At 37.0% G+C, this 25,827-nt stretch carries 22 protein-coding genes and 1 pseudogene; 19 read left to right on the forward strand and 4 right to left on the reverse strand.

The window, feature by feature from the left end; all coding sequences use genetic code 11:
* Positions 1-41: 41 nt before the first annotated feature.
* The 3 genes from AC2TFD_RS10775 (at position 42) to AC2TFD_RS10785 (ending at position 2,054) form a co-directional block, all read left to right on the forward strand.
* The gene (locus AC2TFD_RS10775; RefSeq protein WP_484675622.1) at positions 42-680 is read left to right on the forward strand and encodes a DNA-3-methyladenine glycosylase; all 639 of its coding nucleotides are present in this window, start codon (positions 42-44) and stop codon (positions 678-680) included.
* Between the two features lie 209 nt (positions 681-889).
* Complete coding sequence (locus AC2TFD_RS10780; protein WP_335513884.1) at positions 890-1,513, forward strand: chromate transporter; 624 nt, start codon at positions 890-892, stop codon at positions 1,511-1,513.
* 1 nt (position 1,514) lies between these two features.
* Entirely contained in the window at positions 1,515-2,054 is a 540-nt protein-coding gene (locus AC2TFD_RS10785) for a chromate transporter (protein ID WP_484675623.1), read from the forward strand.
* Positions 2,055-2,156: 102 nt separating this feature from the next.
* Here AC2TFD_RS10785 and AC2TFD_RS10790 read toward each other — a convergent pair whose 3' ends face one another.
* Positions 2,157-2,495, reverse strand: coding sequence for a hypothetical protein (locus AC2TFD_RS10790; protein WP_484675624.1), 339 nt, complete (start codon positions 2,493-2,495; stop codon positions 2,157-2,159).
* Positions 2,496-2,725: 230 nt separating this feature from the next.
* On the opposite strand from AC2TFD_RS10790, the pseudogene AC2TFD_RS10795 reads away from it, so the two are divergent.
* A pseudogene (locus AC2TFD_RS10795) lies at positions 2,726-3,503 on the forward strand (DUF2935 domain-containing protein).
* A gap of 124 nt (positions 3,504-3,627) precedes the next feature.
* Positions 3,628-3,774 (forward strand): hypothetical protein, encoded by a 147-nt coding sequence (locus AC2TFD_RS10800; RefSeq protein WP_335513878.1) that lies wholly within the window; start codon positions 3,628-3,630, stop codon positions 3,772-3,774.
* A 119-nt stretch (positions 3,775-3,893) separates the two neighbouring features.
* Here the strand turns inward: AC2TFD_RS10800 and AC2TFD_RS10805 are convergent, their stop codons facing one another.
* A complete protein-coding gene (locus AC2TFD_RS10805; protein WP_484675625.1) occupies positions 3,894-4,751 on the reverse strand; it encodes a YhcN/YlaJ family sporulation lipoprotein in 858 nt (285 codons plus the stop codon).
* 455 nt (positions 4,752-5,206) lie between these two features.
* Here AC2TFD_RS10805 and AC2TFD_RS10810 point away from each other — a divergent pair, with 455 nt between their 5' ends.
* Entirely contained in the window at positions 5,207-6,424 is a 1,218-nt protein-coding gene (locus AC2TFD_RS10810) for an MFS transporter (RefSeq protein WP_484675626.1), read from the forward strand.
* A gap of 108 nt (positions 6,425-6,532) precedes the next feature.
* Here the strand turns inward: AC2TFD_RS10810 and AC2TFD_RS10815 are convergent, their stop codons facing one another.
* A complete protein-coding gene (locus tag AC2TFD_RS10815; protein ID WP_484675627.1) occupies positions 6,533-8,242 on the reverse strand; it encodes a PucR family transcriptional regulator in 1,710 nt (569 codons plus the stop codon).
* Between the two features lie 520 nt (positions 8,243-8,762).
* Between AC2TFD_RS10815 and AC2TFD_RS10820 the strand changes: the two genes are divergently transcribed.
* From AC2TFD_RS10820 to AC2TFD_RS10840, 5 genes are all read left to right on the forward strand, one after another.
* Positions 8,763-9,056 (forward strand): TIGR04104 family putative zinc finger protein, encoded by a 294-nt coding sequence (locus AC2TFD_RS10820; protein WP_420489089.1) that lies wholly within the window; start codon positions 8,763-8,765, stop codon positions 9,054-9,056.
* A 144-nt stretch (positions 9,057-9,200) separates the two neighbouring features.
* Positions 9,201-10,601 (forward strand): amidohydrolase, encoded by a 1,401-nt coding sequence (locus tag AC2TFD_RS10825; protein WP_484675628.1) that lies wholly within the window; start codon positions 9,201-9,203, stop codon positions 10,599-10,601.
* A gap of 361 nt (positions 10,602-10,962) precedes the next feature.
* Positions 10,963-11,850 carry an oxamate carbamoyltransferase subunit AllH family protein gene (locus AC2TFD_RS10830; RefSeq protein WP_335568321.1) on the forward strand — a complete coding sequence of 296 codons (888 nt, stop codon included), beginning with the start codon at positions 10,963-10,965 and terminating at the stop codon, positions 11,848-11,850.
* The gene (fdrA, locus tag AC2TFD_RS10835) at positions 11,844-13,397 is read left to right on the forward strand and encodes an acyl-CoA synthetase FdrA (RefSeq protein WP_335568320.1); all 1,554 of its coding nucleotides are present in this window, start codon (positions 11,844-11,846) and stop codon (positions 13,395-13,397) included. The genes AC2TFD_RS10830 and fdrA overlap by 7 nt, the downstream gene beginning before the upstream one ends.
* Complete coding sequence (locus AC2TFD_RS10840) at positions 13,394-14,821, forward strand: YlbE family protein (protein ID WP_335568319.1); 1,428 nt, start codon at positions 13,394-13,396, stop codon at positions 14,819-14,821. Before fdrA ends, AC2TFD_RS10840 begins: the two co-directional genes overlap by 4 nt.
* Positions 14,822-14,885: 64 nt before the next feature.
* Here AC2TFD_RS10840 and AC2TFD_RS10845 read toward each other — a convergent pair whose 3' ends face one another.
* Positions 14,886-15,755 (reverse strand): alpha/beta hydrolase, encoded by an 870-nt coding sequence (locus AC2TFD_RS10845; protein ID WP_484675629.1) that lies wholly within the window; start codon positions 15,753-15,755, stop codon positions 14,886-14,888.
* 391 nt (positions 15,756-16,146) lie between these two features.
* Between AC2TFD_RS10845 and AC2TFD_RS10850 the strand changes: the two genes are divergently transcribed.
* The 8 genes from AC2TFD_RS10850 (at position 16,147) to AC2TFD_RS10885 (ending at position 25,725) form a co-directional block, all read left to right on the forward strand.
* Positions 16,147-17,694: a xanthine permease gene (locus AC2TFD_RS10850; RefSeq protein WP_335514023.1), complete on the forward strand. Its 1,548-nt coding sequence runs from the start codon at positions 16,147-16,149 to the stop codon at positions 17,692-17,694.
* 99 nt (positions 17,695-17,793) lie between these two features.
* Positions 17,794-18,975 carry a tetratricopeptide repeat protein gene (locus AC2TFD_RS10855; protein WP_484675630.1) on the forward strand — a complete coding sequence of 394 codons (1,182 nt, stop codon included), beginning with the start codon at positions 17,794-17,796 and terminating at the stop codon, positions 18,973-18,975.
* Entirely contained in the window at positions 18,972-19,946 is a 975-nt protein-coding gene (gene arcC / locus AC2TFD_RS10860) for a carbamate kinase (RefSeq protein WP_335514029.1), read from the forward strand. The genes AC2TFD_RS10855 and arcC overlap by 4 nt, the downstream gene beginning before the upstream one ends.
* 301 nt (positions 19,947-20,247) lie before the next feature.
* Entirely contained in the window at positions 20,248-21,276 is a 1,029-nt protein-coding gene (locus AC2TFD_RS10865) for a Bug family tripartite tricarboxylate transporter substrate binding protein (protein WP_335514033.1), read from the forward strand.
* A gap of 60 nt (positions 21,277-21,336) precedes the next feature.
* The gene (locus tag AC2TFD_RS10870) at positions 21,337-21,792 is read left to right on the forward strand and encodes a tripartite tricarboxylate transporter TctB family protein (RefSeq protein WP_484675631.1); all 456 of its coding nucleotides are present in this window, start codon (positions 21,337-21,339) and stop codon (positions 21,790-21,792) included.
* A 33-nt stretch (positions 21,793-21,825) separates the two neighbouring features.
* Complete coding sequence (locus AC2TFD_RS10875; protein WP_335514039.1) at positions 21,826-23,352, forward strand: tripartite tricarboxylate transporter permease; 1,527 nt, start codon at positions 21,826-21,828, stop codon at positions 23,350-23,352.
* Positions 23,353-23,423: 71 nt separating this feature from the next.
* Complete coding sequence (locus AC2TFD_RS10880) at positions 23,424-25,049, forward strand: ATP-binding protein (protein WP_335568317.1); 1,626 nt, start codon at positions 23,424-23,426, stop codon at positions 25,047-25,049.
* Positions 25,015-25,725: a response regulator gene (locus AC2TFD_RS10885; protein ID WP_335568316.1), complete on the forward strand. Its 711-nt coding sequence runs from the start codon at positions 25,015-25,017 to the stop codon at positions 25,723-25,725. The genes AC2TFD_RS10880 and AC2TFD_RS10885 overlap by 35 nt, the downstream gene beginning before the upstream one ends.
* Positions 25,726-25,827: the final 102 nt, after the last annotated feature.

Consider the following 25,827-nt stretch of genomic DNA (forward strand, 5'->3'; position numbering starts at 1 on the left):
AAACAATAAGAAAATCATTTTTTGGAGGCTGACTATTTATCATGGGTGAATTTCCAAATGAAATATTTCCGTTGCCAAAGGAATTTTTTGAACAGCCAACCCTAGAACTGGCAAAGGCATTGCTTGGGTGCCTTCTGGTAAAACATACAAATCAGGGTATGGCTGCAGGATTTATTGTAGAAACAGAGGCATATATGGGTCCCGGGGATAGGGCTGCACACAGCTTTAACAACAAGAGGACAGCAAGAACAGAGGTCATGTTCCATCGTTCTGGCATTGCTTATACGTATCTCATGCATACCCACTGCCTTTTCAATATAGTCAGCGGCGGTGAAGAAAAACCTGAGGCCGTATTGGTCCGCGCCATAGAACCCCGGTATGGGATTGAGCTTATGAAAATCAGGAGAGGTATCGAAGATTTAAAAAATCTTACCAATGGCCCTGGGAAATTGACCAAATCATTGGGCATTACCATGGACGACTATGGCAGTTCACTTACACTTCCGCCATTATATATAGCTAAAGGATATTGTCCAGAAAGTATATCAGTCGGGAAAAGAATTGGAATCGACAACTCGGGTGAAGCCAAGGATTATCCATGGCGGTTCTGGGTTACCGATAATAGATTCGTATCAAGGCACCAAAAATTTGAATACAAAATCAATCCATCATCATTTTAAGCAGGCTCCTATGATCTACTTTTTTCTGGAAACTTAGGACCTGGCTGGATTTCAACCATATAACATTTTGTTATATCCTATGCATTTGTTGCAATATACCTCCTTTACTATCCATGTTATCGTAGTAACTAAGGATAACGTATATAGAGAGTTTTATATTAAACGATTAGCAGAAGAATCAGATAGATAAATCGAAAGGAGAATTAAAAATGAAAGATGGATGGATGAAGTTATTTTGGATTTTCTGGACGTTTTTTAAAATTGGGCCGGTGACGTTCGGCGGAGGGTATGCCATGATTCCGCTCATCGAAAGAGAAGTCGTACATAAGAAGAAGTGGCTGAAAATCGAGGATGTGACGGATGTTTTTGCGCTGGCCGAGTCCATTCCAGGCGCCATTGCAATTAATTCTTCAACCTTTATCGGGTATAGAATTGGTGGAATTAGAGGAGCAGTTGCCGCATTATTAGGCATATTTTTACCAACTTTTTTCATCGTAGTTGTTCTTAGTATTGTTTTTCTTCAGATTCAAGGAAATCCCAAAATTGAGGCAGCATTTCAGGCCATTCGTGCATCCATTGTTGCTCTAATTGTTTATGCAGGGTATATGATTGGTAAATCCGCTATTATTGATAAAACCACTCTATGTATTTCCGTAGGAGCGATATTCATTTTATTATTTTTCCATTTACATCCTGTGTTACTAATCTTATTTGGGATATTCCTTGGAATCATGCTCGTTAAGGTCAAAAATCGTTTAGGTTATGATTCTCTTAAAAAGAAGAAATACACGTCACAAAATGAATTAGAATGGTATATGGGGGAAGGGATATAACGTGATACTAATTGAGCTATTCTGGACTTTCTTAATGATCGGTTTTGTTTCATTTGGCGGTGGTTATGCAATGATCCCCATTATTGAAATAGAGGTATTTAAACATGGATGGATGACAACACAACAGTTTACTGATGTAATTGCTGTTGCCGGTATGTCACCTGGACCTATTGCAACAAATAGTGCTATTTTTGTAGGTTACCAGGTTCAGGGTATGACAGGAGCCATTGCGGCTGGGTTAGGAATGGTGATTCCATCTTTGTTACTCGTCATTATTATTGGAATGTTTTTTAGTAGAATCAGTAAAAATAAATATGTCGAATCTGCTTTCTATGGATTACGTCCTATTATTACTGGGTTAATTGGATACGCAGCGATTAAATTTGCCATTAGTAATCATTTAGTAGATACTTTTAGCTGGCACTCTTTTAGTCTATTGCTGATATTTTTATTATCTCTTTTTGCTTTAATAAAACTTCGCTTACATCCTGCATTAGTGATTCTATTGTCTGGTATAGTGGGTGCTGCCATTTATTCATAAATAAAAAACATGAAACCGAATAAATGGTATCAGCCGCTTACTTCTGCGGCTTTAATATTTACCTTTGGAATAGTTGAAAATAGTAAAAGGATTCCTTCCGCATTAAATAAATTTTCTTGGTGAATATTCGGCGAGCCAGGCAGGTGTGGGTCCCCGACTATTTGATTTAGGGTCACGTTCAATTCTCTCACGTCCTTTCTTCATCCAGTCTTGTAATGATTCTGGAAAATTGTTTTCTTCAAAGGGAAATACAGCAATATCGATAATAGCAGGTGGAAAAGGACTTTTTCTAATATGATTTTTCACCTTTGCCTTCACTTTCTCAAAATCCATTTCAGAACAAAATTCAAACCATTGCTGTATCGTTTCGTCCTTGAATATGCAGTGGGAATAGACCGATTCAATCATTGCTAAAAGTTTTACTACTTCTGCCTTGGTCATTGAGCTCCTCCTGTAATGAGTTTTTTCCCTTCCTCAATCAAACGTTCGATCTGATTGGACATCGATTCTCTCTCTGATTTTGTCTGCTATTTCTAGTTTTGTCCTGATAACCCTTTCGCAATACGATTTAAGAATAAATAAAGATTATTGGTATCAATAGGTAATTAAGACTAACAATCATTTCATATTTATTTGATGGAGTGCAGTGTTTATAAATGAGGGGGGACAGAATGGCAACTGATTCGATTGTTTCTAGGTCATTAGACGAAATTGCATTTTGGCCCAGGATCATGAAAGAACATTCTTTGTTTTTAAGTTTAGGTTTCACATATGAGCAGAAGCAATTGATTGAGGAAGCACGGCAGTTTATGGATCTATTCGAAAGGATTGAGGAAAAGCTGTCTAGATTTTAGTAAATTCGGACCCTAGTCAAATTCAGGCTTTTAATACCGAGGTTTATCAAGCATCTGCAGCAATCTATGGGTATAAAAGGAAGATATTAGATTTAACACTTCGCTGTCAAATCAGGCACAATAATTTTCCTTTGTTGGTTGATTATATTAGCAGAGAAGCAGCTTATTTTGCAAATCGACTAAAAGAATTAAACGAAGGAATATTAGCCCCAACCCCGGATAAAGTCATTGAAGAAAATGTATTTTTCTTAAAAATTATGGCTGATCACGCAAAGTTTATTGGACACCTTTTAGATCCATCGGAAAGAAAATTAGTTGACCAGGCAAGAGGTTTAGTCATGATTTTGACCAACCTCTTTTTCAAGCAGTAGATTTAGATTATTTGCGACCACAATCTGAAACAAAACCAATTCTAGATCAATTTCTAAACCAGAATAGGGTTTCTGTTGCTTCTTTAAGGGACTTCAAGAAAACAGCAAGAGATTGTCGTATTAAGAGCAATATTCATCCTCTTTTAGCTGATCATACATTCAGAGAAGCGGAAAGGTTCCTGGAAATTATAGATATGTTTGAGACAAACCTGAAAGGGGCATAAAATTTAATCATTGAAGCCGCGTATGCGGCTTTTTATTTTATATTGAACTTAATAAATTTTATTGTTGTATATTAATTATCATCTCCATTAATAATAAAAATGTTAAACAAAGGAGATGAATTGAATGAAAACAAAGGATGATTTCCTTACAGGAGCTAAAGTGACAAAAGATAATCAGGTTTATGGGACTCCTAATAGCAAAAGCAAGAACGGTACAGGTGATTCACCAAATGATAATTCTGGAAAGAATAAAAAGGGACTTGATCGTTAAGGCCGCAGCCAAGATAATTCTTGGCTGATTTTTTTACATCTAAATTTATGTTTTAATAAATTTAATTGGAAGGGGAAAACTGACGATTTGTAATGATCGCCAGTTTTACCATTAAATTATTACTGGAAAAACCTTCCAACAGTATCAGTAAAATCATTCCAGATACCATCTCTGTTTCGTCCATTTTGAATATCATTTGTATAGGTGTTCATTTGGTTATAGAAATCGTTATCGTATGAAACATAAACATTGTGAATTTTTTTATCAGCAGCCCTAACCTCGTCAGCGATTCTTTGCTCAAGACGAGTGGATACTTCTTTATAGGTGGTATCGCCTGTTACATTATTACCATTCAGACCAGTGTTGGCATTGCCAGTATTTGTTCCCATTCCATTATTACCGGTGTTTGTGTTAGTTCCAGTTAAACCATTAGTCCCAAAACCAGTGTTAGTTCCATTTAAACCTTCAGTCCGAGCAACCGTATTGTTTCCGGTTATGGAGCCAGTCCCTTTATTCATGTTTCTACCTGTAGTACCAGCATTTGTTTTGTTTCCGGTAATCCCGGTATTACCGGTATATTGGGTATATCCAGCATTATTGCCGTTTCCATTCCCGTTATACGAAGTATTGATCTGATTACCAGTTCCTGTGCCGGCGCGGTCTCCAGTAGTACCTTGGTTATTGTTTAATCGGACTGCCACGTATGCATCGTTGTTACGGATAATTACATGGGCTTGGTCAACTTCACCTATACGTTCTACATTGTTTGCGGCGCGAATTGAAACTCTTAAATTTTGGTTCGAAACATTTCTTCCCGTAACACCATTGTTATCATTGTTTCTAACGTTGTTTCTAACATTGTTTACTCCAAAATGGCCACCGTTGTTATCACTGCCTGCATTATTATTATCTCCTGCACAACCAGTTAAACCGATAAGGGTTGAGGTTAAAACGAACGTAATCAAGCCTTTTTTCAAGTCATGTCAACTCCTAAAAAAATTATCTTACAGATATATCGTGGCTTATCTAAGTGGAAATATTCGAGTAGATGAGATGTTAAATAATAACTTTTAAAGAAAAATTGCCAAGTTTTTTCTCCAATATGAAAAGTGGACAAAGATCGCCTTTGGTAAAAAAAGTGTAATTGGGAAAAAATATTTTTATAAAAAAACTACAATCGGACCCCGCTTATGGGGCAATTTGACATAGGGATTTATTTTTTTACTATATTGTCATCTGATTATTAACATGTTACTATTAGTTGAAATTAAATTCCCTTTAAATCTGGTCCAGAGAGTCCAAAAAGGCGAAGGTAAAATTCATACATATAACTTCTATGTCTGAATCCCCTTTTGTCCTTTGGATGAAAGGGTATTTATTTTTTAAACCATCTTTTAAATAAGTCCTGTGAGGCTTGAAAGGAGAATGACAATTGGATTATCGTAAAAAGACAGTAGTCGCATCAGTAGCAGGTTTAACATTAGAGGGAATGGATATTATGTTTATATCCTTTGCAATGTCGATGATTATAGCGGAATTTCATATTGATATGGCAGCGGGTGGACTTATTTCTTCTATTACGAATATAGGAATGCTTGCTGGGGGAGTTATTTTCGGTATTCTAGCAGATAAATTTGGGAGAGTTAGAATATTTACCTATACTATCTTGCTATTTGCAGTCGGGACAGCGTTAACCGGGCTGGCACAAAATATTGAACAAGTTTATCTATTTCGATTTATTGCTGGTTTAGGAGCAGGAGGAGAATACGGGATAGGTATGGCACTTGTCGCAGAGGCATGGCCAAAAAATAAACAAGGACGAGCTTCTTCTTATGTTAGTGTTGGTGCGCAATATGGTGTAATCCTGGCAGCACTTCTTAGCGCGATGATCCTTCCTACATTGGGATGGAGAGGATTGTTCTTCATTGGATTGGCTCCGGTCATATTCGCCTTTATCGTGCGAAAGAAACTTGACGAATCACCGGTGTGGTTAGCAACACAAAGGAATAAACAACATGTACAGAAACAAGGAAAGTTAAAGCAGCTGTTTGCAACACCTAGAATAACTGGAACAACGATTGGTTTAGCAATCATGGCAACAGTTCAAATTGCAGGTTATAATGGTTTAATGATTTGGCTGCCATCTATGCTCCAACAATCACAAGGGTTATCAGTCTCAAGCTCAGCTCTTTGGACCATTAGTACTGCAGCAGGAATGATTGCTGGGATGTTAACTTTTGGACAATTTATCGATCGTTTAGGTATGAAACGCTCTTATGGAATTTTCTTGCTCGCTTCCGCGGTAGCAGTCTTTCTATACTCCTATGCGTCTGGCAGTGCAGGTCTTTTGATCGGCGGTGCGATCGTAGGATTCTTCTCGAACGGAATGTTTGCCGGTTATGGAGCATTAATTAGCAAGTATTACTCAGTAGAAATTCGCAGTACAGCAACAAACACAATCTTTAACTTTGGCAGGGCCTTAGGGGGATTATCTCCTATATTAGTTGGATATATCCTGCAACATGCAAATGTAACGGTAGCAATGGGATATCTTGCGGCGCTTTATTGTATCTCGTTCATAGCAATGATTAGTTTACAAAAAGGAAAAGGCAGTCAAGAAGATATCAGTCATCTATCTAAAGCAGTGTAAGGTTAGTATAAAAGCCATTCTCTCCAATTTAAAAAGGAGGGAATGGCTTTTTTATATAATGCTCCTGATTCACCTTGGTATTGCTGATTATCGGAGATTAGTTTAAGCTTATGAGTCTTTATGAAGTTTCTTATTTAATAGTCTAAAAATCTTTAATGCTAATTGAATTTGAAGCATTTCCTCTGAATTCTTTAAATCAGAATTTAATATTTCTTTGATTTTCTCAATTCTATAGATGAGTGTGTTCCGATGTAAGAACATCGCTTTTGCAGTTTCGCTCAGATTTAAGTTATTTTGAAAATAATTTTCTAATGTAAAAATATAGCTTGTTCCATGTAACTGATCGTTTTTATAAACCATTCCGAGCCGTTTCATAAAAAATTCTTCTAGTTCAATGTCTTTAATATTGGAATCTAAAAAGTGATAGATAGTATGATCTTCAAAATGAGATACTCCGCCAATGTCTTCAAATTTTTGCATTAATCTAATCGATTCATTTGCCTCTGAAAAACTTTTATGAAGAGACTGAATGGATTCGTACTGTCTGCCAATTCCTATTAAGAAGGTGGTATTGCTTATTTGCTGATTCAGTTTACTATATAGTTTAGTAGTATATTGTTTAGCTTCATTAACAGAAACTGTTGATCGCTTCTCGTGCTGTCCAATTAAGATAATGATTCGATTGTTTCTATGAAAGCAGGTTACTTCTCCGTCTGCTTTATTAGAGTAATCATAAATGAGATCCACACATTTTCTAGCTTTATTCTCCAAGCTAACCCTTCTAGCCACCATATCCTCATACTTCTGGAACTCCTCTGATTCTATATTAATCACTATACAGTAATACATATAATTTGAATGAAGTCCATGCATTTCACTTAGCGTATGGATGGTTTCGCTAGAAGTGATTTTTCCAGATAGCAAATCATCGAAAAAGTCCTGTCTAATTTTTAATTTCACTTCCTCGATTTCCTTGGCTTTTATCCTTTCTAGTGCAATATTAGTAGAAGCCTGCTCTAAAATAATGAAGTCAAATTCTGTCAGTTCACTAACTGTCTGCCAAACAATTATATATCCATAAATAGAACTTGCTGCCGCAACAGGCAGGATTCTGCATTTTATTTCCATGCCTTCTAAATAATAATTTCGTTTAATCGTCTTTTTTATTTCACTTATATTTTTCGGAATAGAGTCAATGAATTCTTGTGGGAATACGGATCTATTTTTTACCAAATCAAGACAATATGACAGCGGAACTTTATTATTTATGTGTTCATTAAAGTCCACTAACTTCCAATCTTCATTTACAAAAATAACAGGATTATTAATAGTCTCAGATAACATCGATAATATTCTATCAATTCCGCCGCCATCAAGTGTAATTCTAAAAAATAAATTATGAATATCCAGGGTTTTTCTGTTTAATAAATCGTATCTCCCTGACGCTTTTTCATTAATAATTGAGATTACCTTTGATAAAGTGTATTCAAATGGTAACTCAATTAAAGGTAATCCGAGCTTGTTTGCTTGGTCAATCATGTTCTGTGGGAGTTTATCAAAGTATCTTTTCATTTTGATAACTAGTCCGGCACAGTTAATATCAGAAAGCTCCTTAATGATTCGATTTTGTAAGTCTTCATTGTCTTTAAAAATATATCCTGTAGATAAAAGCAGTTCATTTGGAGAAAGCCAGTCAAATGCCTCAGGATTTTCAATAATATTTACAATTGTTATTTCATTATTAATTCCTTTTTCCCCAGCAACGATTTTTAGCCCATCAATCGATTTTATATTAAATAGCTCTTTAACCGTAAGCAATCTGTTCACTCCCTGGTCGTAATATTATTAATATAGTCATTGTATAACTTGCACAATTTAAAGTCGAAGGTTTTTGGTTTCAATAAACGATGATTAGTTTTAAGTAATATAACTAAAATAAATGGAGTAAGATTTTTTGTTTGTAAAATTATTTTAAAAAACAGAGTCATGTTTTTCATAAACTATTTCAGTTTTTATGGCTTATAAGCTTTTTTTAAGAAGAGATGAAGTAGCAGGAATCCAACTGTACCACTTGTTAATTGTGGTACTTATACCAATGACATAATTTAGTCGTATTTTATTGTACATAGTGCCTAATTAAAATTAAGTTTTTTTGTTGTTTGTACCCGAAGACAAAATTATAGATAGTATCTAAAATAAAATCATAAGGGTTTTGGAAGAAAGAGAATAGCAGATTAAAAAACTTACTCTCGGCTCTATACCATAATGTACTAGACTTTGACATTTTTGAAATTAGATAGATCAATTAAGCATTTGTTAGATTTCCTGAAAAAGAGAGGTGTTTGTATTGGGAATACAAAAGTGTGAAGCTTGTAAACGTCAATTTACATGGAAAGAAATACAAAAAACTATCCGTTGGAATTATAAACCACTTGTATGTAGGAAATGTGAAACAAGACATCAAATTACGATACAAAGCAGGTTACTATTTTCTCTTTTGATAGCAGGATTGTTATTCATTTTCAGTCAAGCTAATCTTCCTTTTAATTTAAGAGTAACGGTAATTATCATTGTCTTTCTTTCCGTTGTACTCAGCTTCCCTTATTATGCAGCATATAAAGCTAATCGTTAAATAGCAAAGCTCACAGTTGAGAATCAATCTGATAATCGCCCCATCCTAAGGAGCGATAATTATATATTATAATTTCTATAGTTTATGGCTTAAATTGTTACCCAAGTATTTAGAAATTTATATTTACATGAGGAGGAATTTTAGTTGGTTAAGGAAATTGAAGGTTTTTCACGCAGAAAGTTTCTGAGTAATGCTGGTAAAATTGGAGGCGCCTCCGCTGTTCTTGGCGTCACAGGCACGATGGATTTATTTTTACCACAAGAGAACGTCGCGAATGCGGAGGTCAGAGTTAATAGCAAAAAACCAGGGAAAAATAGCCACTATATGTTACTAAATGTCCGTTTAGAAAGTGGTTATAAGTATGAAAACGGTCTAGTTGTTGCGACGGAAACTGTATTACGCAACCTCCAAATTACCAATGGCAAGATTAACAGGATACTAGACACTAAGGCTACATACAATAAAAATTTAGATTGTTATGATGCCAAAGGTATGCTATTACTTCCTTCTTTTAGAGATATGCATATTCATTTGGATAAAACCTATTATGGCGGTCCTTGGAAAGCAGCCCATCTGAGAAAAAACGGTATTTTTGATATGATTGAATTAGAACAGACACTGTTACTGGAGCTTCTGCCAACTGCTCAGGAGCGTGCAGAGAAATTAATTGAGCTGATTCTCAGTTATGGTTCAACATACGTTAGAAGCCATTGCAATATCGATCAGGTTGTAGGGTTAAAGAATCTCGAGAATCTGAAAAAAGCATTAGTGAACTACTCCGATAAAATAACACATGAAATCGTGGCCTTTCCTCAGCATGGATTGCTTCGTTCAAATGTAGAGGGTTTGATCCGTGACGCAATGCAGCTTGGAGTTACCCATGTTGGCGGGCTAGATCCAACCTTGGTTGATGGGAATATGGAAAAATCATTGAATACGATGGTCCAAATTGCTGCCGACTATAAAGCAGGAATTGATATCCACCTCCATGAAGGTGGAGAAACTGGAATTAAGGCGATTAGACTATTGGCAGATCTAACCGAACAAGCTGGTCTACAGGGCAAAGTGACGGTCAGTCATGCGTTCTCCTTAGCGTCTTTACCAGCTGGAGAGGATGAGGAGATGGCAAACCTTCTCGCCTACCAGGGAATATCCATCGCGTCATCCGTACCAATTGGAAAGGGGGTTATGCCAATTCCGCTTCTCCAGCAGAAAGGGGTTAAAGTACTGCTGGGTAATGATAGTATTACCGATCAATGGGATCCATTCGGAATTGGAGATACCTTGCAAAAAGCTCATCTTGCTGCACAGCTTTATGGATGGAAACACGAATACACGCTATCCCGTGCCCTTTCCCTAGCTACCGGAGGCATAACACCTTTAGATGAGTCCGGAAAGCAAATATGGCCGAAGGTTGGGGACCCTGCAAATGCTGTACTAGTTCCTGCAAGCTGTTCTGCCGAAACAGTCGCCCGTCTGCCTAAGCGTGCTGCCGTTCTGCATAAAGGCGTTCTAGCATCAGGCTTTCTTGAAGCTGTAAATTAAATCATAATTAGTGGGAATCGTCGTGAAATTATTTAGAAACTGAATGATGAAAAATTAACTAAATAATTGGATTGGAGATGTAGGAGGGACTCTAACATCTCCTTTTTTATGGAGTGTAACTATTTGGAATTAAAATATGGCTTACTTGGAGCCATTCCTTAGACATAATTTAAACACAATCAATTGTACGATTTGCACAATTGAATGCATAGCTTTTTGGATTTTTTAAACGATGACGGTGTTATGCATATTATCTAAAATAAAAATGTAAGCAGATAGCTTATTTCTTTTTAAAAGGAGGTTTGATCTGCTAAAAAAGTTTATAGGACTGAATAATTCTTGATTTTTTGGGGTGTTACTCATGATTATTGCAATCTCTGGTGATTCAGATTTTATAAAAGATATTAATAACTCAAAATTCACTGGTTTTGTGCATAGTACATTCAATCGGACATTCAATATTAAATGTTTCGAAAATGGCAATTTATATACCATTGCATGCAGAAAACTTGATAACGGCCCTAATACTTTAATCATTAATGTTGATAATATGAAGTCCAAGAAAATAGCAGTAAATGACCCGGTACGTGTTGTGAAAAATTTCTTGTTTATTGGGGATAAGCTGACTATTTCAATTGATAAAGTCAATATATGGGAAAGTATTTTACCAACATACCCAAACAATATGGAAATTCTGAAACGAAATTTAGTGAAAATGAAGGAACATATTAATATTCATGGTGTAGGCGGCGGAATACAAAAAAACGTAATACCCCAAAATTCTTTTGAAGCAGAAGTCTCGAATATGCTTCAGAAAAGAACTCTTTTACTTTACAACGAATTACTAAATGATCGGATTTCATCTGCATTGCCACATGCGGTTTCACTTCTAGGCCTTGGGCCAGGGTTAACTCCTTCTGGGGATGATTTTTTAACTGGGTTATTTTCTATTTTTAATATTAAAAACAGCCCTTTTTATCCTTACCGATCATTTTGTGAAGGAGTTTTAAAGAAAGCAAAAACCTTAACGAATGACATTAGTTACATGACTTTGAAAAAAGCAGCAATTGGTAAAGTGAGAGAGTCTATTATTTCATTGCTTAACTCCCTATTTGTTGAGGATGATAAAGACTTAATTCTCTCTTTAAATAAATTATTAAACATAGGTTCTTCATCCGGAACAGATATCGCTTTAGGCATTGTATTCGGAATGGAGGCAAATATTAGAGCAGGAGGAAAAGCATGTTAGTACAAGCATTGATTAAGCCAAACACATATTTCGATTCAGTATCTTTAATGTCGCTTTCCACAAAAGCGAATCAAATTGAAGAAGTGGAGCAGACCATTATTGCAATGGGTACAGATATGAATAAAGAGGTGATAAAAAATGTCGGTTTAATGACACCTGAAGTAGAGGTAGCGGGTGCGAGTGATTTAATGATTGTTGTCAAAGCGGCAACTGACGAATTATGCGAAACCGCTTTCGAAAAAATTAATGATTTATTTACAAAAAAGAATTCAGGTAAAAAAGGGAAAAATGATATAAAATATTCTACTATTTCTTCTGCTGCAGGAAATAACCCGGAAGCAAATTTGGCCATTATTGCTGTGAATGGTGCTTATGCAGCTCGAGAGGCGAAAAAGGCTCTTGAAAATGATTTGCATGTCATGATGTTTAGCGACAATGTTAGCATTGAAACAGAAATTGAATTAAAGGAATTAGCCCATGAAAAAGGCCTATTGATGATGGGACCTGATTGTGGAACAGCGATTATCGGCAATACAGCTCTTTGCTTCGCAAACGCAGTAAGAAAAGGGAATATCGGTATTGTTGGCGCATCAGGAACTGGCAGCCAAGAGGTAAGTGTCCGCATTCATGAATTTGGCATGGGGATCTCTCAATTAATTGGAACCGGCGGCAGAGATTTAAAGGAAGAAGTTGGTGGAATTATGATGCTTGACGGTATTCAAGCTCTTGAAAACGATGAAGAGACAAAAGTCATTGTCGTTATTTCCAAGCCACCTGCACCATGTGTGGAAGAAAAAGTATTAGACAAAATTAAAACCTGTAAAAAACCAGTTGTCGTTTGGTTTGTTGGCGGGAACGAAGAAAAAATAACGGCAACTGGCGCTTATTTTGCGAAAATGTCTAAAGAAGCAGCGCTTAAAGCGGTAATATTAGCAGGGGCAGATGAAAGCAAGTTAAACAAACGCGCATTAAACATTCCGCTTATTGATGAAGTTCGCACAAAGTTAACTCCGGAACAGAAATACATTCGCGGACTTTTCAGCGGCGGAACGCTTGCAGATGAGGCAATGCATGCTGCTTTAGAGAAATTTGATAATGTTTATAGCAACATTCAAAGAAATCCTGAGTACCGTTTAAAAGACCGTTATATCAGCAAGGAACATACCTTCATTGACTTTGGTGATGATGAATATACACAAGGAAAGCCACACCCAATGATTGATCCATCTACACGTCTTGAAAGATTTATTCAAGAAGCAAAAGATCCATCTGTTGGTGCTATTGTGATGGACTTTGTTATCGGCTATGGAGCTCATGAAGACCCAGTTGGAGCTTTCTTGCCAGCAATCATGGAAGCGAAACAACAAGCGGAACAAGAAGGAAGGCATTTGGAAATTATTGGATATGTTCTTGGAACAGAACTAGATCCGCAAAATTATCAAGAGCAAATTGATAAATTATTAGCTGCAGGAGTAACACATGCCAGCAGCATGCAAAATGCCGGTTTATTGGCTAGAGAATTTGTTGTGAAGGGAGAATATGCATGAGTAGAATTAGCGATTTATTTAAAAGTAAACCACATGTTATTAATGTAGGAATTGAGTCCTTTAAAGATGATTTATTACATCAAGGTGCTGAAGTTATTCATTTAGAATGGACACCGCCAGGCAGAGGAAACCCGGAATTAATTGATGCACTTGACAAGTTTGAGAGTCCTGAACTCTTGGAAAAAATCGAAGCAGCTAATAGCTTAGCAGTTGAAAGAATTATTAATTCTCAACCCGTTTTAATTGGTTATGATCAAGCTATTAATTGCGTACCAGGTATGACAAAAACCACGATTCTTCATGCTGGACCCCCAATTACTTGGGATAAAATGAATGGTCCTATGAAAGGCGCTGTTACTGGTGCCATCGTATTTGAAGGGTTAGCAAAGGATGTAGAGGAAGCGGCCGAACTTGCGGCGTCCGGTGAAATCACTTTTTCACCATGTCATGAACATAACTGTGTAGGTTCAATGGCTGGTGTTACATCTGCGTCGATGTTTATGCATATAGTGGAAAACAAAACATATGGAAATATTGCATATACCAATTTAAGTGAACAATTAGCGAAAATCCTTCGAATGGGAGCAAATGACCAAAGTGTTATTGATCGTTTGATTTGGATGCGCGATGTTTTCGGACCAATTTTACGTGACGCCATGAAACTTAATCCAAATGGAATTGACTTACGTTTAATGCTTGCTCAAGCACTTCATATGGGAGACGAGTGTCATAACCGAAATGTTGCGGGTACAACGTTATTAATTCAAGCTTTAACTCCGTATATTATACAGACAGATTATACAATCGAACAGAAGAAAGAAGTATTTGATTTTGTTGCAAGCAGTGATTACTTCTCTGGTCCTACTTGGATGGCGATGGCGAAATGTGCACTAGATGCTGCTCACGGCATTGAAAACAGTACAGTTGTTACCACTATGGCGCGGAATGGTGTTGAATTCGGTATCCGTGTTAGTGGAATGCCTGGAAACAAATGGTTTACTGGCCCTGCACAAAAAGTTATAGGTCCAATGTTTGCAGGCTACAAGCCAGAGGATTCTGGACTTGATATCGGGGACAGTGCCATCACAGAAACTTATGGTTTTGGTGGATTTGCAATGGCAACAGCTCCAGCAATTGTTGCATTAGTTGGTGGAACACCAGAAGAAGCTATTGGTTATACGACTAAAATGAAGGAAATTACCACAACTGAGAATCCCAACGTGACTATTCCAGTACTTGACTTTATGGGAATCCCAACAGGAATTGATGTCCGTAAGGTTGCTCAAACAGGTATTATGCCAGTCATTAATACTGCAATCGCTCATAAAGAGGCAGGAATCGGAATGATAGGTGCAGGAATTACTTATCCTCCAGTTGAAGCTTTCGAAAAAGCATTGCTAGCTTTAAGTGAAAACATTCAATAATATTCAAACTTAAATAAAAAAAGCCCAGCTTGGAATATTATTCTGCTGGGCTTTTTGATGTTACTTAACTCAGGTGGGTTTTTAAGAAATCAATAACTTGTTTTAGTGCATTTTGAACAATCGGATTTTGGAAGTTTTTATCAAATGCGTGCTCACCATTTGGAATTGTAATCAGTTTTGCTTCAACTGATTCTTTGATTATGGCAGCCCTCATAAATACTGACTGTTCGTATGGAACATCCGTATCCTTCGTGCCGTGTAATAATAGAGTTGGTGGATATTCTTTTGTAACATTACGATTCGGACAAAATGAGTAGAGGGCTTCTTTATTGTATACAGGATTAACACCTGTAATTTCTTCAATCCAGACTCCATACTGTCTTGCGTAAACGTAAAACAAAAACCGTTCTTCTACTGAGGCCTCAGTTAGTACTTTATTTGTGATAAGTTTGTAAGCAATTTCCTTTGAAACATTATCCTTTTGACAATAATATTTACTTGGGCTTGTAGCCCAGCTCCCAACAAGATCTCCATATCCGTAAAAGGAAACAATCGCACGGGGCTTATGAGTAAATGTACCTGTAGTAAGAGCTAAAAAACCACCCGCGGAGCTTCCTATAACGGCAATTTTCTTGGGGTCTATTGAAAAATGTTTTGGTCCTTCTATTTGAATCCAAAGGATTGAATCCTCAATATCTTTAAGAATTTCTGACAGCTTTGTTGAAGGAGCCAGCCTATAATCAATTGAAAAAAGTGAGAATCCATTGCTGGTGTATAGTTTGATCATTTCTTCACTTATTTCTTCTCTTGTCCCCCAAATTAATCCACCGCCATGAATATAGATAACGACTGGAGCATTTTCTTGGTTTGTCTCATAAAAATCTGCCTTCAATGAGAAATTTACTTCTTCTTTATAAATAACTGTGTTTTTCACTTTTATTACACACCCTGTCTAATAATTGTTTCAATTAATACTAAAAAAAATAGTTAAATAATGCAATGAAAAGGATTGTGCAAAATAACAAATAATCCTAGTGTTTTTAATCTATAATTCAGGACATATTTTGTACAAACATTATTGTATAACTTGCCTAAATGGACACCATTCTTTTTGGTTTTGGTGGCCAATGACCCAGAAAGGCTTACAGACTAAAATAAAACATGTAAGGGGTTACCAAATGTTATTTTTTCACTCTTTGATTTAACACAAGTCTTCAGGAGAAAGGAATGATTCTCTGCAGTAAAAAGGAGGCAATATAAGTAAAAATGTCCTAAATAATTCTTTCACATTCAACAAATTAAATAGAAATTAGAGGTGAAACTTAATGGATCAATCTATTAAACTTTGGAAAAAAGGCGACTTAGCTGCTTATTTCGGCTTACTTGCCAATAACTTAACCAATCTTTTAACCATGATGTCATTATTAATTTTCGTCGTGGGTATTCCGAAAGAAGTTGTTTATGGAAAAATTGCACCAGCTTTTGGTATGGGGATATTTATCGCAAGTTGTGCTTATGGATATTTTGCTTATCGACTAGCTAAAAAAACGGGTAGGACGGATGTAACTGCATTGCCTTCGGGCCCAAGTGCACCGTCAATATTCACGGTAACTTTTTTAGTTATTTTGCCAGTTTATACACAAACAAAAGATTATGAATTTGCCATTGGGATTGCACTAGTCTGGTGTTTCGTGGAAGCAATGATCCTAATTTTTGGATCATTATTGGGTGATACCATCAGAAAAGTCATTCCTAAAACAGTCTTATTATCATGTTTAGCTGGTCTTGGACTGTTGTTATTAGCTATGAATCCGATGTTACAAGCGTTTGAAGCGCCGATGGTTGCTTTTGCTGTATTAATTATCATTTTTATTAACTGGTTTGGTAAATCACCGGTCTTTGCAAAAATACCAACAGGGTTTTTATTACTAGCTGTAGGGACAGGCATCGCCTGGGCCTTAGGTTTAATGGAGCCTGGTGCAATTTCACAATCACTGGCATCATTTGGATTCAATCCCCCATCATTAAATATTGATGGTTTTATGCAAGGATTGCCACATGCCCTTCCGTACTTGGCATCAGCAATACCACTAGGTCTTTCTAACTATGTGTTTGACTTGGAGAACATTGAAAGTGCCTCTACTGCAGGGGATGATTATAATACAAGGCAAGTCATGTTAACAAATGGAGTTGCATCTTGTATTGGTGCAGCATTTGGAAATCCATATCCAGTAACTGTATATGTTGGGCACCCAGGGTGGAAATCAATGGGCGCCGGTATTGGTTATACTGTAGCAACGGGTATATCGATGTTAATTCTTTCACTTTTCGGTATTGGAGCATTTTTGTTAGCGATCATTCCGGTTTATGCCATCGCTCCGATCCTAGTATATATTGGAGTCGTAACGGCCAACCAAGTTGTTCGAGAAACTCCGAAACTCGAAGTACCAGTTATCTTCATTGCATTATTCCCATGGATTGCAAACTGGGCTCTCACACTTGCTAATAATGTTTTAGGTGCAGCTGGAACTGCTGCGGGTACAATTGGTCTTGATAAGCTAGCTAGCAAAGGGGTTTATTATGAAGGATTGTCTCATTTAGGAAATGGTGCACCGATTGCCAGTCTGTTATGGGGATGTATAGCGATTTTTGCTATCACCGACAAACCGATACGGGGTGCTATCGCCGCAACAATAGCATCTGTATTGTCCGTCGTTGGTTTTATCCACTCTCCAACAGTCGCATTTGCTAAAGGTTCTTCAGTAGAATTTTTCTTTGCCTATCTAATGATTGCAGGCATATTTGTCATCAAATATGCGATGGATAGAAGTAAGGCCCAGCCAAAACTTGAAACCGGAAAAAATGTAGCGTGATGAAACCTTTAGAATTCACCTTCGATAGTTAAAACTCATCAGGCTTTCGAAGGTGAAATTTATATATGACGAATGAATGGTTAAAAGGGGAGAATGATGATGAATCAAAACATGGAGCTAATTTTTGCAAGTGAACGTGGAGATATAGACGCAGTAAAACAATTATTAGAAAACGGGGCTGACGTTGCTTTAAAAGACGCAGATGGCCGAACAGCTTTAATGGCTGCTACACAGAAAAATCAGCTTGCAGTTGTAAAACTGTTATTAATAGCTGGCAGTGATGTAAACGCAAGAGATATTACACAATTGACACCATTTATTTGTTCAGGTGCCAATGGCTTTCATGAAATTTTAAGCGAAATGCTCCATTATGGCGCAGATTTAAATAGCGTAAACCGATTTGGCGGTACGGCCTTATTACCTTCTAGTGAAAAAGGCTATCTTAAAACAGTACAAAGATGTTTGGAAGCAGGTATCCCTGTTAATCATGCCAATAATTTAGGCTGGTCAGCTCTTTTAGAGTCAGTAATTTTGGGTAACGGCGGCCGCTTATATTCCATGATCATTGAATTACTAGTAAAAGCAGGAGCTGATAGAAATTTACCAGATCGAGATGGGAAGTCTTCACTTCAGCACTCCAAAGAATTGAAGCATGAAAAAGTAGTACAGATTCTTACTAATGAGTATGTTGAACAAAATGAAATTATTAACAAAGCAAAAGCGTTATATTTAGATGATAAATATGAAGAAGCAATTTCAGAAATGAATCAAGCTATCGAGACAGAACCAAATAATCTAGATTTGTATTTCTATAAAGGCTATTCTTTGCAAGAACTCAAGCGTTATGAGGAAGCACTCGAAGAATATAAAAAAGCGCTAGACCTTAATCCGAATGACCTTGATTATTATTTCTATACCGCAAATTGCTTAAGGTTAATGAAAAAACCTGAAGAAGCACTAGCTGAATATGACAAAGCATGTGAATTAGATTCTATTGAAACATTTTACCGTTACCATAAATCAAATTATCTAAGAGAACTAGGCAGACACGAGGAAGCGGTAGCCGAAATGGATAAGCTATTAGCACTTCAGCCACACAGATATGATTTTTCTTTCCATAAGGCAAACAGTTTGAGATCCCTTGGAAAGCATGAAGCAGCGATTGAGGCAATTGAAAATGCGATTGCAAACGACCCGACAAATCCATTATATCAATTGCATAAGAACCAATCACTTGAATTGTTAAACAAACAATTAGAATCACAGGGGGGTAACCGATGAGGAAATTAGTTATTGTTGCTATTGGTGGGAACTCTCTAGTCCGAGACAATGGTCGCGACTCTGTTCAAGATCAATATGAAGCTGTTCAAGAAACAGCCGTTAACATCGCGGATATGGTTCAAGAAGGATACAATGTAGTTGTAACACATGGAAATGGACCACAGGTTGGATTTGGACTTAGAAGGTCTGAAATTGCAAATGAAATTGCGAGTATGCCTGATGTGCCACTTGTCAATTGCGTAGCAGATACACAGGGTGGAATTGGATACCAAATTCAACAGGCATTAACAAATGAATTTACTAAAAGAGGTATTAATAAAAAAGTTGCAACAATCATTACCCAAGTTGAAGTTGACATTAATGATCCGAATTTTGAAAATCCAACTAAACCGGTTGGTTCATTCTTTACTTTAGAACAAGCTGAAGAAATGAAAATGGAACATCCTGAATGGATTTTTATAGAAGATTCCGGACGTGGTTATCGTCGAGTGGTTCCATCACCAAAACCAATTGATATTGTTGAAAAAGAAGCAATCAAATCGTTAGTAAATGCTGGATATGTTGTGATTGCAGCTGGCGGCGGCGGGATTCCGGTTGTAAAGACAAGAGAGAATGAGTATTTCGGTGTTGATGCGGTAATTGATAAAGATTTTGCTACCAGTCTGTTAGCGGAACAAGTTAATGCTGAGACTTTAATTATTACAACGGGAGTTCCTAGAGTATGTATAAATTTTGGAAAACCTAATCAATTAGCCCTAGAAAAAATTTCAGTAGAAGAGACAAAACAATATGTTCTTGAAAACCACTTTCCACAAGGAAGTATGCTGCCAAAAATTGAAGCCAGTCTAAGCTTTTTGGAAAAGGGTGGAAAGAGGGTAGTTATTACAAACCCAGAAAGTTTAAGAGATGCTATGAACGAAAAACAAGGTACTCACATTGTCAAACAATTAAATACAGCACATTGTGTGTAATAATTTGTAATAACTTGAAAGTCCGGTACTAGCAAAAAAGTGCCGGCTTTTGTTGTGTACCCGGCATGGGAAGTTAATTAATTTAATGGAGGATTGAACTGTGTACCATACAGTTCAATCCTTTTATTTTTGCTAGATTATTAAATTATTTTCTACTGCTCCAGAAAAAGTTTATGGAGTTTCCTTGTAAACAAAATGAACAAAATGATTATTAAGTTTTTAATGCTGTTTAAATGTATAACCTGTAAAATATTCAAAAATTTTATAAAATTAAGAAAACGTTTACAAGGGGGAATTACAAATGATTTCTATTAAAAAAATCTCAACATTTATGTGTGCTGGGGCATTGGCACTAACTCTTGGTGCATGCAGCAGCAAAGAAACAGCAAGCCCAGACAAGAAGGAAGAAAGTACAGGTTATCCTACAAAAGCAATTACAGTTGTAGCACCTTCTGGAGCAGGTGGGGGATGGGATTTAACCGCCCGTTCGTTTACAAAAGTTTTAAGTGAAACAAAGATTGTAGAACAGCCTTTAACGGTTGAGAATAAACCTGGTGGCGGCGGTGCTGTCTTTATGGCTGAATATGCTACCCAGCAAGTTGAAAATAACGATATGCTCTTTGTCAATTCACCACCAATTGTAATTAACAATTTGAAAAAAGAAGGAAATAGTCCATATGGCTACAAAAATACTACACCTTTAGCGCAGTTGACAAAAGATTTTGGTGCCATAGTCGTAAAAGCCGATTCCCCTTTTAAAGACTTAAAGTCAGTTTTGGAAGAAGTAAAAAAGGATCCTAGTAAACTAACATTTGCTGGAGGTTCAGCACCAGGTTCAATGGACCATTTAATTTCTATTCTTCCAGCTTATAAGTATGGAGTGGATCCAACAAAAGTGAAATACGTTTCCTATGATGGCGGTGGAGAAGCAGTTACAGCACTTCTTGGTGGTAACGCAGATGTAATTGGTACTGATGCCTCCAGCGTAAAGGAATTTCTAAAGGCGGGTAAGATTCGTGTGCTGGCGATTACTTCTGAAGAACGTTTAGCTGGCGATTTTAAGGATGTGCCAACGGCAATAGAACAAGATGTGGATGCAGAATTCACCATTTGGCGCGGAGTTTTTGGACCGGAAAAAATGTCAAAAGAGGCAAAAGCTTATTGGGAAACATCCATTGAAACGCTCGTGAACTCTCCTGAATGGAAGAAAGAAGTAGAGACACAAGGCTGGGAATTAGAATACAAGAATAGTGCTGATTTTACAAAGTTCTTAGATGAGCAAGAAAGCCAAGTACAGCAATTACTAGAAGCATTAGGTATGCAGAAGTAAAAGGTGAGGGAAGGGGACAAACTCTCCTTCCCGGTATTGTTTCTTGAAAGGGGATTTCAAATGATTATTCAATTTGATCGCATTGCCTCCGTATTGTTTCTCGCGATAGGTGTTCTTTTTATCATTGGTAGCCAGCAGCTTGGAAGCTCGTCCTATGGAAGTGCTGTTGGTCCAGATATATTTCCATTAATTCTTGGAAGCATACTTGTATTATTAAGTATCCGTTTATTTTATGAAACATTCCAAAAGCAAAATCAACAGGGTTCAAAAGAAAAATTATTGTACAAGCCATTTTTAATCATCTTTATAGCGACATTGTTTTATATTTTGACGTTGGAAACAATCGGGTATGTCATCACTACCTTTCTATTTTTATTTGTTTGTTTTCAAACAATGGAACGTACAAAGTGGGTTCAATCCCTTATCATATCTGCCTGCTTTTCAGGATTTGTTTATTTCTTTTACGTAGAGATTTTAAAAGGTACGCTTCCAGGCTGGCCAATATGGTTTTCGTAGGCAACTAGAGAATTTTAGAAAGGAGATCGAAGCATGAGTACAATCGATTACTTACTTCAGGGATTTGGAACAGCCCTTATTTGGTATAATATCTTATTTGCTTTTGTTGGGGTATTGATTGGAACCGCTGTTGGTGTGTTACCAGGGATTGGACCGATGAGTGGTGTAGCCCTGCTAATTCCAGTAACAGCTTCTATTACAGGCGGACTTCCTCCGGAACAAGCAGCAACGAGTGCAATTATCCTACTTGCCGGAGTCTATTATGGGGCGATGTATGGGGGTTCGACGACTTCAATTCTATTAAATACACCAGGGGAATCCTCTTCTGTTGTGACAACTTTAGATGGTTACCAGATGGCGAAAAAAGGAAGGGCTGGAAGTGCCTTATCGATCGCGGCAATCGGATCTTTCGTGGCAGGGATTGTTACACTTGCAGCGCTAATTCTATTAGCAAAACCACTATCAGCTGTAGCGATAAAATTTGGACCAGCCGAATATTTTTCTTTAATGCTTTTAGGGCTCGGAGCAGTTAGCGGGCTAGCTGGAAAATCGGTAACGAAAGCATTAATCATGACGGTTTGTGGGTTATTACTTGGAACGATTGGAATTGACAGTGTATCAGGTATTGCTAGATTTACCTTTGATGTACCTTGGCTGTATCAGGGGATTGAGTTTTTAACCATTGCAGTTGGATTGTTTGCACTTGGTGAAGTGTTTAAGACTATCTTGGAAAAAGATGAGGAAGATGCTGAAATTGCAAAGATTAATAATTTACTGCCATCAAAAGTGGAGTTAAAAGAATCTGCAGCTCCCATCGTCCGTGGCTCATTATTAGGTTTTTTCGTAGGAATTTTACCAGGTGCCGGAGCAACTCTTGCTTCTTTTTTCTCCTATATTCTTGAAAAAAAGGTATCAAAAGATCCATCGAAATTTGGTACTGGAGCTATTGCAGGTGTTGCGGCACCAGAATCGGCCAATAACGCTGCATCTGGCGGTGCGATGATACCACTTTTAACATTAGGGATTCCGGGGTCAGGAACAACAGCAATATTAATGGGAGCGTTAATGATGTATAATGTCCAGCCAGGTCCATTATTATTTGAGGACCATCCTCAGGTAGCTTGGGGACTGATTGCTAGTATGTTTATCGGTAATATTATGCTATTAATTCTAAATCTTCCACTTGTAAGAGTGTTTGCAAAAATTATTCAAACACCGAAGAAATTTTTGATTCCTATGATCATAGCCATTTCAATTTTTGGTGTCTATGCAGTTCAAGTATCCACTTATGACCTCTTGCTTTTATTGGGTTGCGGTATCATTGGTTATTTTTTAACCAAGAATGATTATCCTATTGCCCCGCTAGTTCTCGGATTGGTTTTAGGGCCGATGGTTGAGAATAACTTACGACGTGCGTTAACGATTTCTAATGGCGACTTCAGTATATTTTTAACACGACCGATTTCGCTGGTTTTTATCCTTATTACCCTTCTTTGGCTTGTCATACCACTTTTGCTAAAAAAACGAGGAAAAGTAGTAATCATTAATATCGAAGGATAATTATTTTAAATAATTCGAAAACTCCTTTTTTTAAGGAGTTTTTTTATTATAATATGCATAGAGGTGTTTGCATGCTATTACATACAAAATTAATGCTAGTAATATCCATTTTAATAATCTCAATTGGCGGGATTTTTGAGATTACATTTAAAAATATGATGGAAACCCACCTTAAAGAAGAAATTGGTTCTAAAGCATTATCTGTTGCCCAAACGATTGCGAATATGCCAGAAATACAACAGGCTTTTCAAGCGGACAAACCACAATCAGTCTTGCAACCGATTGCAGAAGCCATTCGTAAACAAGTAGGGGCGGAATTTATTGTGATTGGGAACAGGAATGAAATCCGCTATACTCACCCTAATCCGAATCGGATAGGACAGAAAATGGTTGGGGGAGATAATATTCGTGTTTTTAAAGGTGAATCTGTAATCTCAGCATCTACAGGGACACTTGGTCCATCATTAAGAGGAAAAGCACCTATCTTTCGCCAGGGAGAAGTAATTGGCGTTGTTTCAGTCGGGTATCTTCAGACCAATATTGAAAAGAAAGTTTCAAAGATTCAGAAGCAAATCTTAGCTGCTACCTTTCTTATTTTAATAGGAGGATTGCTAGCTGCCATTTTTATCTCTTTAAATATAAAAAAAGCAATATTTGGACTGGAACCAAAAGAAATAGCCTGGATGTATCAGGAGAAACATGCCATTCTAGAGTCTATTCATGAAGGGATTATTGCCATTGATACCAATGGACAAATAACGGTAGTGAACGAAACGGCTCATAAGATTTTGGGCGTCCCAAATGAAATACTGCTGCGTGGAAAGAAAATCGAAGAGGTACTTGATAATACCCATCTAAATAAAGTGGTTCGAACGGGACAGGCAGAGTATGATAAGGAAACGATCATTTTGGGGGAGATATATTTAGTAAATCGTATCCCTATTAATAATAAAAAAGGCAATGTCATTGGTGCAGTTGCCAGCTTCCGTAATAAGTCGGAGCTTACCCAATTATTGCAAGAATTGTCCCATGTAAGATCCTATGCTGAAGGATTACGTGCACAAACTCACGAATATTCAAATCGCCTTTATACGCTTCTTGGTCTGATTCAACTGGGGTCTTATAAAGAAGCCATTGACTTTATCTCAAAAGAAGTGGATGTTGCCCAAGGATTCATCCACTATTTAATGAAGGAAATTCCAGATCCAATTATAGCTGGATTTATTTTAGGAAAGATTAGTTTAGCCAGCGAATTAAAAGTAAATTTTTTAATAGACAGAGAGAGCAGCTTTAAGGACATTCCGAATGAGATTAGTAGAGATGTATTGGTTACGATTATTGGAAATCTCATCAATAATGCTTTTGATGCTGTGAGGGAAAATGAAAAAGAGGTAAAAAGAGTTTTGTTGTTCTTAACAGATTTAGGTAAAGATTTGATTATTGAGGTTGAGGATAATGGAAAAGGGATTGATCGAAAAAATCACGATCAGATCTTTAAAGAGGGATTTTCAACAAAGAATGCCAAGTCTAATGCAGGAATTGGACTTAGTCTCGTACAAAACGCGATTGATAGTTTAGGTGGTTCGATCACAGTTTCTTCTAATGTCGGGGAAGGAACGATTTTCACTGTAGCAATACCAAAAATCAAGGGGGAAGTAAAGGATGGGGGACCGCGATATCGAAGTGTTAATTGTTGAGGATGACTCAAGGATAGCTGAAATTCAAAAACGGTTTATAGAACAAATAAAAGGCTTCCAAACGGTTGGGATTGCTGCGAGTTATATAGAAGCTAAAACATTAATAGATATATTGAAGCCGGATTTGCTCTTGCTCGATGTTTATTTTCCCGATATGAATGGGCTTGACTTACTTAAAGAAACCAAACAGAAAACGAAACAAATGGATGTTATTATGATTACAGCAACAAAAGAAATACATAAAGTGCAAGAGGCAATCAGTATAGGTGTCTTCGATTATATTATTAAACCAGTCGTTTTTGACCGTTTTAAGCAATCATTGCTAAGATATCAGGATTATCATGCTAAACTATCAAAACTAGGGGTAGAAAATATCCATGTTACCCAGCAGCAGGTAGACAAGCTATTACGAAGAGAAGTAGATGAAGCTGTTAGTGAAAAATCTTACCTGCCTAAAGGGATTGACCCGCTGACGCTTGAAAAAGTCGTCGAGGTTCTAGGTAATACAGGAATGGGTCTGACAGCTGAACGTGTGGCCAAAGAAATTGGGATTAGCAGAACAACCGCAAGACGTTACCTTGAACATTTAGTTTCGATGGAAAAAATTGATGCTGATTTATCGTATGGAACAGTAGGACGGCCAGAGCGGGTTTATGTGGTAACCAGTAGTATATAAAAAATATATTACAATAATGAATTTTATGTAGGAGGTGTTCAGCCTGAAATCTATCAAGGTATCGCTGCAGACAAAAATATTCGGGCTGGTTCTTTCACTAGG

This window comes from Neobacillus sp. plas4, assembly GCF_057221695.1.